9 protein-coding genes are annotated in these 11,458 nt (G+C 70.0%); 7 read left to right on the forward strand and 2 right to left on the reverse strand.

What is annotated here, in order from left to right; translation table 11 throughout:
* Positions 1–7 precede the first annotated feature (7 nt).
* The 7 genes from KAH28_RS11270 to KAH28_RS11300 are packed head-to-tail and all read left to right on the forward strand — an operon-like array spanning position 8 to position 10,491.
* Complete coding sequence (locus KAH28_RS11270; protein WP_290576660.1) at positions 8–3,067, forward strand: hypothetical protein; 3,060 nt, start codon at positions 8–10, stop codon at positions 3,065–3,067.
* 1 nt (position 3,068) lies between these two features.
* Entirely contained in the window at positions 3,069–3,437 is a 369-nt protein-coding gene (locus KAH28_RS11275; protein ID WP_290576662.1) for a hypothetical protein, read from the forward strand.
* A 3-nt stretch (positions 3,438–3,440) separates the two neighbouring features.
* On the forward strand, positions 3,441–6,944 hold the full coding sequence (locus KAH28_RS11280) for a hypothetical protein (protein WP_290576664.1): 3,504 nt from the start codon (positions 3,441–3,443) through the stop codon (positions 6,942–6,944).
* Between the two features lie 9 nt (positions 6,945–6,953).
* Positions 6,954–7,874 (forward strand): hypothetical protein, encoded by a 921-nt coding sequence (locus KAH28_RS11285; protein WP_290576666.1) that lies wholly within the window; start codon positions 6,954–6,956, stop codon positions 7,872–7,874.
* Positions 7,871–8,185, forward strand: a complete 315-nt coding sequence (locus KAH28_RS11290; RefSeq protein WP_290576668.1) for a hypothetical protein — start codon at positions 7,871–7,873, stop codon at positions 8,183–8,185. The genes KAH28_RS11285 and KAH28_RS11290 overlap by 4 nt, the downstream gene beginning before the upstream one ends.
* 3 nt (positions 8,186–8,188) lie before the next feature.
* Positions 8,189–10,261: a hypothetical protein gene (locus tag KAH28_RS11295; RefSeq protein ID WP_290576670.1), complete on the forward strand. Its 2,073-nt coding sequence runs from the start codon at positions 8,189–8,191 to the stop codon at positions 10,259–10,261.
* A gap of 5 nt (positions 10,262–10,266) precedes the next feature.
* A complete protein-coding gene (locus tag KAH28_RS11300; RefSeq protein WP_290576672.1) occupies positions 10,267–10,491 on the forward strand; it encodes a hypothetical protein in 225 nt (74 codons plus the stop codon).
* Here KAH28_RS11300 and KAH28_RS11305 read toward each other — a convergent pair.
* Positions 10,488–10,763: a hypothetical protein gene (locus tag KAH28_RS11305; RefSeq protein ID WP_290576674.1), complete on the reverse strand. Its 276-nt coding sequence runs from the start codon at positions 10,761–10,763 to the stop codon at positions 10,488–10,490. The genes KAH28_RS11300 and KAH28_RS11305 overlap by 4 nt on opposite strands.
* The gene (locus KAH28_RS11310; RefSeq protein WP_290576676.1) at positions 10,760–11,068 is read right to left on the reverse strand and encodes a hypothetical protein; all 309 of its coding nucleotides are present in this window, start codon (positions 11,066–11,068) and stop codon (positions 10,760–10,762) included. Before KAH28_RS11310 ends, KAH28_RS11305 begins: the two co-directional genes overlap by 4 nt.
* Positions 11,069–11,458: the final 390 nt, after the last annotated feature.

Below are 11,458 nucleotides of genomic sequence, written 5' to 3' on the forward strand. Positions count from 1 at the left end.
GCGCGCCGTGGCAACTGCCGAGAATGTCGATGTCCTGATCCGCCAGGCCGTGGAAGGCGCGGCGGACGTGCGCAATGCTGCGCAGCGCATCCGCGACCTCGGCGGCGATGCCGACACGGCGCAGACGCAGGCCGACGGCCTCACCCAGCAGCTGCAGAATCTCGGCAACCAGCGCCAGCTGATCACGCAGTTCGAGCGGCTGAAGCGCGAGACGGGTGACACCGGGCGCCAGCTGGATGAGGCGCGCGAGCGGGCTGCCGACCTTGGCAAGCAGTACAACCGCACCGAAAAGCCTACCGCGCAACTCACCCGCGAGTTCGAGCGCGCGCGCAAGGAGGTGCGCGAGCTGAACAACCGGAACCTGGAGCAGCGCCGCACGCTCCAGGAACTGCGCGGCAGCCTCAGCGATGCCGGCATTGCCACCGATGACCTGGTCGGCGCGGAGCAGCGTGTCGCGCGCGAAACGGACGAGGCGCGCAGCAAGCTGGACGCGCTGCAGGCGTCGCTGGAATCCACCGAGGCGGGCCTGACCGAGACGCGCGACGCCAACCAGCAGCTGCGCGACGACTTCAAGCAGCTGGGCATCCGCCCCTTCGAGGATCTGGAAGGGGAGATCGCGCAGACCGAGCAGGCGCTCGACCGGCTGCGCCGTTCCGGCAACCTCAGTGGCGAGCAGCTGGAGCGCGCCACCGAAGCGGCCGACAACAAGGTCAAGGATCTGCGCCGGTCACTCGGGCAGACCGAGGATGCCAGCGAGCAGCTCCGGCGCGACTTCGAGGCCGTCGGCGCCCGCCCGTTCCAGGAGGTAGAGAACGAGGTCAACGATGTGCGCCGCGCCCTCGGCCGGCTGCGCGAGTCCGGCCAGCTGTCCGGGCGCGAGTTGCGCACGGCCACGCGCAGCGCGAACGAGCGCATCCGCGAGCTGCGCGGCACGACCGGGGGCGCGGCCAATGCGGTGGGGCGTCTGCGCGGTGCGCTGATCGGCCTCGGTGGTGCGCTGGCGTCGCTCACGCTGGTGGCCGCCGGTGCCCGCCGTGTGGGCGAGGAACTGGAGAACGTCCAGCGCAGCGCGCAGGCCCTGGGCACGTCCGTCGAGGACATCCAGGAGCTGAACTTCGTCTTCCGCGAGTTCAACCTCGAGGCCGACGATGTCAGCGATACGCTCAACACCCTGGCCGACCGCGCGCAGGATGCGAAGGACGGCACCAAGAGCTTCATCGACGATTTCAAGCTCATCGGCATAGAGGTCGATGACCTGCGCGGCAAGGACCCGGCGCAGCTGTTCGACCTGTTCGTCGACCGCATCAGCAAGATCGAGGAACCGACGCGCCGCAACGCGGCCGCCGTGCGCATCCTCGGCGACGACCTCGGGCGGCGCCTGCTGCCGTTCCTGATCCGGGGCGCGGATGGTTTCGACGAGCTGCGGCAGAAGGCACGCGAGACCGGCGGCGTGCTCGGTGAGGACCTGGTCAACGATGTGGCGCGCGCCAACCGCTCGTTCCGCGAGTTGCAGAACCGGTTGCGCGGCGCGTTCATCCGGGTGGTGGCCGAGAATGCGGATGCCATCGACGCGTTGATCGAGAAGGTCAACGACCCGCGCCTGCTCGACGGCGTGCAGGGCGTGATCGAGTCGCTCAAGGCTTTCGGCTTTGGCCTGCAGGCGACCTTCAACGTGGTGCAGGCGTCCATCCGGGGGGCGTTGAGCGGCATCCTCGGCGCCGCTTCGGCGGTGGCGGAAGGGTTGAGCAAGATCACCTTCGGTGATGTGTCGGAGCGATTCGAGGCCACCGCGGGGAACCTGCGCCAGACCGCGCGTGACCTGGCGCGTGATGCCGGCGCGGATCTGGAAACCGCGAAGGAGGCCGCCAACGCGGCCGCCGAAAGTGTCATCAAGGCACAGGCCAGCTTCGAGCGCTTCAACGCCGCGCCCATCCAGACCATCGGCGAGGCGCTGGACGAGCTCACGAAGCAGGCCGGCGACGCCGGCGACGCGCTACTGGAGGCGCGCGACAAGGCGGAATCCGCCGGCGGCCAGTTCCTCACGCTGGATCAGACGCTGGACCAGCTGGAATCCACCGCCGCCGGCGCGGCCGACGAGGCCGGGCGCATCGGCGATGAGGCGGAGGATGCCGCCGAGCAGGGCACGGAGGCGCTGACCGAGCTGGAGCAGGCATTCGAGGCCCTGGGCCTCACCAGCCAGCGCACGCTGCAGCAGCAGGCCGACGAGGCTCGGCGCGCCTACGAGGCCATCCGCGCCGCTGCGGAGAACGGCGAGGCCGCCGTGCAGGACGTGAACCGCGCCTATCGCGTGATGGCGGAGCGGCAGCTGCAGGTGGCGGACAACGCGGACGAAGCGTCGCAGCGCGCCGTGGCCGCCAACCTGCGCAACCTGGCGAGCACCGACGAGCAGCGCGAGGCCGTCGAGAAGCTCATCGAGCGCTATCTCGAGCTGGGGCCGGCGGCGGAGCAGTCGAACCGCCGCGCGGAGCAGTCCAGCCGCAATGCGGCAAATGCGGCGCGCGACCACGCGCAGGCTGTCGAGGACGCCACCGGCGGCACCTACGGCGGCGCCACCACCATCGCCGGCCGCGGCGGCGAGGGCGGTGAGCACACCAGCCCCATCGACCAGGACCTGCAGTCCATCGAGAGCAGCATCCTCAACGCCACGCAGAGCAGCGGCCTCAGCGCGGAGGACCGGCAGGCGCTGGTCACGCAGGCGAATGCGCGCCTCGACGAGCTGCAGGACCTGGCGCGCTCCGGCCAGTACCGCTATCAGGGCGGCGTCGAGCGCTACGCCCGCGCGCAGACCGACATCATCGAGGACATCCGCCGGCAGGCGGACGAGATCCTCGGCATTGGCGGCAACCGCTCGCAGCGCGACCTGGCGCGGATATTCCGCCCGCCGTCGCTGCAGGAGCGCGAGGACGCGGCCACGCCGCGGCGGCGCGTGGAAGTCGACCTGCGCATCGGGGGCGAATCGTTCCCGGTGCAGACCGACGACGACACAGCGGACGCGCTTCTCCGCCGACTTGAAAACGCCCGCGCCGTAAGCGCGGCAGGAGCCTGACATGGCCGTGACCCTCGGCGGCATCAGCCTCCCCGATGACATCGTCTGGCTCGACGAGCTGGCCGGCCCGCAGGTGGCGCAGGCGCGGGCGCGCACGCTCGGCGGCGGGCAGGTGATCGAGGAGACCGCGCTGCTGAGCGGCCGGCCGATCACGCTCGGCGGCGGCGTGTGGGCTTCGCGCAGCACGGTGCTGGCGCTGCGCACGCTGGCGGCCGATGCCGGCGAGACGCACACGCTGGATCTGCGCGGCGACACGTACACGGTGGCGTTCGTCCGCCCCAACCCCATCGAGGCTACGCCGGTGATCCGCTACGCGGACCCGGCGGCCGAAGACCCGCACGAGCTGACCGTGCGCCTCATCGAGGTCTGACCCATGCCCATCACCACCGCCGACATCTTCATCAACCAGCCTGCGGTCGTCAGCGATCAGGACTTCGCCGGCGGCCGCATGAGCGGCAATCGCGTCATCGACGGCGACCTCAACAACCTGTTCAGCGACATCACCCGGCTGGACCGCACCGTCGGCCGCGTGAGCCTGCGCAAGCCCTTCGTGAGCGCGGAGAACGCGGACACGACGACCTGGCAGGGCGTGCACGCGATCCTGACGCAGCCGGCGGCCGACCCGGGCGTGTTCGTGACCATGTTCGGCCGCGACGACCACGTCGACCAGCGCATCGACGCGCAGCAGCACCTGGAGCAGTACCTGGCCGCCGGCCCGCCCACGCCCTACTACGCGTGGGACACCCAGCCGCAGGGCGCGCTCGCCATCAGCGTGTTCACGCACCCGAACAACAGCCTGCCGCAGGGCGGCGAGACGCTGGTGCTGTCGGTCGAGCGCGGCGCGGTGAACCTCGACGAGCAGCAGTTCATCCGCGTGGTGAAGGTCAGCAGCGAGATCGTCACCGTGCAGACCAGCACGAGCGGCACGCAGGAGGACGTGCGCATCATCACCATCGAGATCGACCAGCCGCTGCGCTTCGACGTGCCGGGCGAGTCGATCACGGCGAAGACCATCGCCGAGCCGCGCACCGTCATCCGCCGCACCACCATCGCCGGCGGCAAGCGCTACTACTCCGTGCACGAGATCACCGAAGCAGCCAGCAGCGGCGAGACGACGCTGCAGGTGGACCGCGTGCGCACGCCCGTGGTGCCCAGCAACCAGACGCAGACGGGGCTTGTCGACCAGCCCGTGGGCTCGGACACGGTCACCGTCGTGCCCATCCAGCCGGAGGCCGACGACGCGATCAGCGAGGCCATCCGCGGCGCGGAGATCATCGACGGGGCGATGGTGCATGTGGCGCAGCGCGCCATCGTGCCGGGCACGGCTGTGGTGGTGGTGCAGTGGTCCGGCAGCAGCACGCGCGGCGTGTTCAATGACGACGGTCGCGGCAACCTCACGCGCGACAGCAGCAGCGGCAGCAGCGTGCCGGCGGACGCCAGCGGTCGGCTGGACTACGCGACGGGCGAGGTGGTGCTCACCGGCCTGGGCACCAGCAGCGACGTCGACGGCGATGCCAGCAGCCTCACTTACCGCCCCGGCGTGGCCATCGTCGACCGCCAGCACACCGACGGCATCGAAATCAACGACACCAATCGCGCGCTCGTCTACACGCGCACGCTGCAGCCCGCGCCGCGGCCGGCCACGCTGCAGGTGGAGTACCGCGTCGACGGCCGCTGGATCACCCTGCGCGATCGCGGCGACGGCACCATCGCCGGCAACCCGGGCGAGGGCAGCGGCACCATCCAGTACGCCACCGGAAGCGTCAACATCACCCTGGGCGCGGAGCCGGACATCGGCAGCCACGTGCTGTTCGGCTGGGGCTCGGGCATCCACTACGCGCCGCCCGGCACGGACGACGTCGCCGTCACCACGCCGCAGGTGGTCTACCAGACCGACGATGGCAGCGGCGAGCCGGAGATCATCGACCCCGGCACCGTGCAGCTGGACTGGACGGCGGACGGCCAGGCGCGCCAGGCCACCGACGACGGCAGCGGCGCGCTCACCGGCGACGCCACCGGCACCGTCGACTACGCGCGCGGCCGCATCGAGGCGGACCTCGCCGTCTACCCGGCGCCGGGCAGTGACATCACCATCGCCTACGACGTGCCGGGCGACAGCCATGCCGAGACGCCGAGCAGCGGCGCCAGCTACACGCTGGGCGAGGGCAGCTGCCAGGCCAACACGCTGAGCGGCGCGGCGACCTACGACGCCGACGGCAACACCACCGTCCGCTTCACCGACGACGGCGCCGGCAACCTCGTCACCGTGAGTTCCCCGGCGGACGCGCTCTATCCCGTCCATCCCGGCGTGACCATCGGCACGGTCAACTACGGCACGGGCCTGCTGCAGTTCGACGACCCCATCAGCGCGCTGCGGCGCCGCAGCTACAGCGTGCCGAATCACACCTGGGAGCAGGACCAGGCCGGCGTATTCGTCTCGCTGGACTCGGTGCTCTACAGCACCAGCGCCACGGCCACCGGCAGCGGCGACACGCTCACGCTCAACGAGCTGGCGCTCGACATCGCCGCGCCCGGCTTCGCCGGCGGCGTCACGCCGGCCAGCCTGATGTTCACCTTCGGCGGCCGCCAGCACTACGACCGCGGCGGCATCGTCTACTACCGGGACAGCAATGGCCAGGAGGTCAGCGCCGGAAGCATCGCCTACGGCGACGGGCAGGCCACGCTCACCGCCTGGCCGGAGGGCACGCCCTCGGCCGAGGTCATCGGCGTGCTCGCCGGCTACGGCGCTTGGACCATCGACGAGGCGTTCTGGCGCGTGGATGCGGAGCAGCTGCTGCCCGGGTCGTTTCAGCTGACCTACCAGCGCGAGGGAGAGGCAGAAGCCGACCAGGCCACCGTCGACCAGGGAGGCGATATCTCCGGCGACGGCGGCCTGGAGGGCACCGTCAACAGCCAGACCGGCGTCTACGCCCTCAGCTGGACGGACCCCGTGCTGCCCGGCGACACCACCTACAACGTGGTGACGATCGGATTCCTGCCCGTGGACCCGGAGGTGATCGGCCTGGACCCGGTCCGCCTGCCAGCCAACGGCGAGATCCCCACGCTGCGCGCCGGCGATGTGGTGGTCATCCACCACACCGCAGAGACCGAGCTGGCCAATCCCGTGCAGGCGGACACCGCCTACAGCCTGCGGCCCGCCATTTCGATGGCCGAGGTCTTCGACGCCGACGGCGAGCGCGTGCCCACCGACCGCTTCACCGTCGACAAGACCGCCGGCGAGATCACCTTCCCGTCGCCGCTGGACCTCGACGACTACACCCAGCCGCTCACCGTCCGCCACCGCATCGAAGACATGAAGCAATGCACGGACGCCCAGCTGTCCGGCCGGGTGGCCGTCAACACCCAGCTGACGCACGACTACCCGGCGGACGGCAACGCCTTCATCAGTTCCGCGCTGATCCTCGGCCAGGAGATCGCCGCCGCGGCCTTCAACGTCTTCACCCAGCAGAGCTGGACCGACGAATGGAGCGACAGCCAGATCGGCAACGGCACCGACGGCCAGCTGGACCTCGTCAACTACCCGATCGAGGTCACGAACCAGGGCGCCATCCGCGAGCGCTGGCGCATCGAGTTCACCTCGGTGACCGCCTACCGAATCGTCGGCGAGACCGTCGGCGAGGTCGCCACCAGCGACACCAGCACCGACGTAGCCCCGACCAACCCGGCCACCGGCGTGCCCTATTTCACGATCCGCGCGGACGCCTGGAGCGCCGGCTGGAACATCGGCAACCAGGTGCGCTGGAACACCGAAGGCGCGCACGCGCCCATCTGGATCAACCGCACGACCCTGCCGGGCGACAACACGCAGGACCCCACCGACCAATTCCGCCTCGAGGCTCGGGGCGATGCGAACTAGGAGACCGCGATGCCTGTGAACCACTATCACTCGACGGACGCTGGTGCGCCGGAGCTGACGGGCCAGCTGGGCAGCCTGCCGGCGTTGCTCGATGCAATTCTCGATGCCGGCTACGGGAGCGGCGGGACGGCCAAGGCCGGTGCCGGATGGACGGTGGCTTACAGCGGCGACAATAAGCGTGCGTATCAGCCGCCCGGCGGCGCCCAGCGCTTTCTGCGCGTCGATCATTCGTCTGCGGCGCCGTCGGCAGAGGCGCCGATTGTGCGTGGTTACGACGAAATGAGCGACATCGACACCGGGACCGCGCCGTTCCCCGGCAGTGGCACGGACATTTACTGGCGGGCCAGCAATGCCGAGAACAGCACCGCCATGGCGTGGGACGCCTACGTCAGCGACACGTTCTTGCTGCTGTTCGTGAAATGGCGGGCCAACCTCTACGGCCACGACCTATTTTTTTTCGGTGATGTGGTCGACGTGGGTGGTGCAAATGTGGCGCGCACGGTGATATCGGGGCACAGCAATGCCGGATTCCTGAACCCGATCAACTTCGAGCTCAATGATCCGTCCGACACCGCGCAGCGTGTTTTCGCCATACCGGACGCGACGATGGGCCTGTCCCCGATCAGCTGCCATTTGACCTCGCATTTCCTGGCGGGTCAGTACATCGGTGACTCGCATTACAGCATCAGCGAGGAGACGGGAGGGGTGGCGATCCGAGGGTCGCGCGGCCTGGTGCACGACAACAACGCCTTCGTGCTCGGGGAGATACCGGGCCTCGTTATCCCGTGGCTGCGGATGGGGTCGCGCACACAGGGGGATATTTTCGACGACCTGATTGGCGGTGACGGCCGGTCATTCCGGGTGCAGGAAACTGCCCGCGATACCGATAGCTATTGGTGTCTGGTGGATATCACGGGGCCATGGTCATGAGTAATGTTCTGATGGCGAGCGGCCAGTTGATCCGCAAGAACGTGCATGGAAAGGGGTTCATCGCCGGGCAGGGGTCTGGTGTGTTGACGATAGACGGAACGCCGGCAGTCGGCGAAGTTTGGCTCTATGAACGGGTACCCAATTCCGGAAAGCTGATTGCTCGCACGCAGAGCCGCAGCGACGGCACCTACGCCATCGAGTTCATCCCGCCGGAGCGGCGCTACATGGTCGTCGGTACCGACCCGGACGGCGTGCACAATGCGGTTGTGGCTGATCGCATAACGCCGGCGTTGATGCCTGAGTTCGAGTAGCCGATGGGCTACACCCCCGCGAGCGGCGACGAGGTAGCGCTCGCCCTCGCAGGGGCGTACACGCCGCCGCTGGGTAACAGGGTGGCGCTGGAGATCGCGCCGCCCTGCTACAAGCGGCCGGCTGGTGACTCGGTCAGCCTGGCGCTGGCCGGCGACTACACGCCGCCCGCTGGCGATGCGGTGGCGCTGGAGCTGGTCTGCGATCAGGAGCCCTGCTACACGGTGCCGGCCGGCGATGCCGTGCGGCTGGCGCTGTTTGGCCCGTACACGCCGCCGGCGGGCGGTACTGTTGCCCTGCCGCTGGTCTGCGACACGTTCACGCCGGAGCCCGAACCCGAACCCGAACCGGAGCCGGAGCCCGAGCCGGGCTACATCTTCGACGGCCTGAGCGTGGCCACGCGCACGGCCTGGCGCCCGCGGCCGGCGCAGCAGTTGGACCGAACCCTGCGCTCGCCGTGGCCGGCCATCCCAGCCCGCCGCGACGCCGCCCCGCGCCAGCGGTGGGGCACGACGGCCGACGTGCTCGACGTGCGCTGGCACATCCCGTGGCAGAAAGTCCCGCAGGTGGACGCGCAGCCGCGCGTGGGGTGGGGCAACCTAGCGGACACCGGGATGCGCGAGGGCTTCGGCATCGTCTGGCAGAAGGTGCCGCCGCGCGACGCCGAGCGCCGCGTTGCCTGGGGCAATGACCCGACGCGCGTCGAGGCGCGCTGGGCCGTCGGTTACAGCCACCCGCCGGCGAAGGATCTGCAGCAGCGCGTGACCTGGGGTTTGCGGCCCACCGCCATCAGCCGGGAGGCGCGGGCGGTGTGGCTGGACAGCCTGGCGAAGGACTCCATCACCTACCGCGTGCCGTGGGGCTACAGCACGGCCGTGCGCTATTCGTTCCTGCCCGGCCCCGGCCCGGTGCCGCCCGTCATCCCGCAGCCGCCCGGCTGCTACACGCCGCCACCCGGGGACCAGGTCCGCCTGAGCCTGCGCGGCAACTACACCCCGCCGCCCGGCGACGCCGTCGCGCTGCACCTGACCTGTTCACCGCGCGCGCTGTACGCGCGCAGGAGCTACATCATGTCGCACTCCGTTTCCGTGGTCCGCCTGCCGGGCCGCGAGCCCATCAACGCCATCGGCCTGCGCCTGGGCATCGACGAAGACAGCTGGGCGTGGACGGTCTCCCTCACCGTCGCCGACCGTGCCAGCTACCATCTGCTGCTGCCGGACGTCGACGCCAATCAGGAGATCGAGGTGGCCATCGACGGCCAGCTGTGGACGTTCACCGTCGAGGACACCAGCGAGGATCGGTCTTTCGGTAGTCTCACGCGCTTCACCGCCAGCGGCCGCAGCCGCACGGCCCTGCTGGCCGCGCCGTATTCGCCGGAGCGCAGCTACACGAACGACAGCGCCATGAGCGGCGCGCAGCTCGCCGACCGGGAGCTGGACCTCACCGGCTACACCCTCGACTGGCAGGGCCCGACCTGGACCGTGCCCGCCGGCGCGTGGAGCTACAGCAGCCTCACGCGCATGGGCGCCATCACCCGCATCGCCGAAGCCGCCGGCTGCATCGTGCAGAGCCACCCCTCCGACAAAATCGTCCATGTGCTGCCACGCTACCCGGCGCTGCCCTGGAACTGGAGCGGCGAGACGCCGGACGTGCAGCTGGACAGCGACGCCCTCGTCGGCCTGGGCATGCGCCGGCTGCCGGGGCCGAAGTACCACGGCGTCTACGTCAGAGGCGAGACGCAGGGCGTGCTCCGCGAGGTAACGCGCAGCGGCAGCAGCGGCAGCCCCTACGCCGAGATGATCGTCGACCCGCTCATCACCGACAATGCCGCCGCGACCGAGCGCGGCGCTGCCGCGCTCGCCGAATCCCAGGACCGCACCGAGCAGCCCCTGCGCCTGCCGTTCAGCCAGAGCGTGGGCGTCATCGCACCGACCGACCTGGTCGAGGTGCAGGACACCGTCTACGGCACCTACCGCGCGCGGGCGAGTGCGGTCACAATCGACGTCGGCCTGCAGGACGACGCCGTGACCGTGCGGCAGGACGTGACCGTGCACCGGCATCACGACGATCTGGAGTAGAAGCCATGAGCAACCCCTACCGCCAATTCCTCCGCCTGCTCCCGCGCCGCCCGCTCTACGTGGGCGACATCACCGCCGTCAACAGCGACGGCACCGTCGACGTCGATCTGCCCGACAGCAAAGTGCTGCGCGTGCGCGGCACCGGCACGGTCGGCGATCGCGTGTTCGTGCAGGACGGCGAGGTGCGCGGGCCGGCGCCGGATCTGCCGACCAGTAGCGTGCAGGTTTAGACGTCGCCGGGGTCTTGCCGATCGGCCCGCGTAAAGGGCAGGCGCCAGGCAATTACCTCGCGCGGTTCCTGTATCGGGCCGGGCCATGCGAAGTAGTCGTAGCCGTCGAGTGTCACGCGGATCATCTCCGGGAACTCAGGCCAGTCGTACCCATCATCGACGATAACGACGACACGGTTGCCATGGTCGTCTCTGATGCGGCCTGTCGCTTGGTGGACGGGCCCGCCGCCTGGCGGGTAGCAGCTGAGGCGCACGACGGTGACGTCACTCACCGCAACGCCTCCGAGGTCATCCGCACAACCCGCCCACCGTTGATGGTGATCGTATAAGCGCGCTTCTGGTAGCCGGAGCCGGCGGAGTAGTAGTCCCACCGCATCCCGGCCGCGCCGCCGCGACTGTTCTCGAGCTGCATTTTCGTGTCCGGCGGCCCCAGCACCTGGTGCACTTTCGCCGGCGAATCCCCGAGCCGGATCAGTTTCCCGCCCTCGCGGATCGTCGACGTCTCACTCGCCTGCGACTGCGCCCCGGCCGCCCCCACCATCAGCGCCAGCAGCGCCGCTATCGCAATTCGCATCATGGTCTGCCCCCTCGGTTAATTCCGGCTCTGCCGCCGACGCTAGCGCGCCGCCGCACCGCGTGCAACGTCCCGCAGCGGACGCCTCCCAGGCGTCGGTATACGGCACCACCGGCGGATCGAGCCGCTGCGCCGCAGCGATCACGAGCAGACGCAGCCGCTCGCGATATTCCGCCTCGCGCCCCGCCGGCAGCGGCTGCTCCAGCGCGCCTGCGGCCCGGTTCAGCGCACGCGCCAGGTCGGCGTCGCGCATGTCGATGTAGGGGCTGCGGGGCACTACGCCGCACCTCGCACCCGAGCGATCCACGCCGGGTCGGCCGCGCGCTCCCGCCACAGGTCCCACAGCGCCGGGTGCATCGGATTCTCGCCGCGCTCCCAGCCCGCCCACGTTCG

This window comes from Algiphilus sp. (assembly GCF_023145115.1).
Lineage (GTDB): Bacteria > Pseudomonadota > Gammaproteobacteria > Nevskiales > Nevskiaceae > Algiphilus.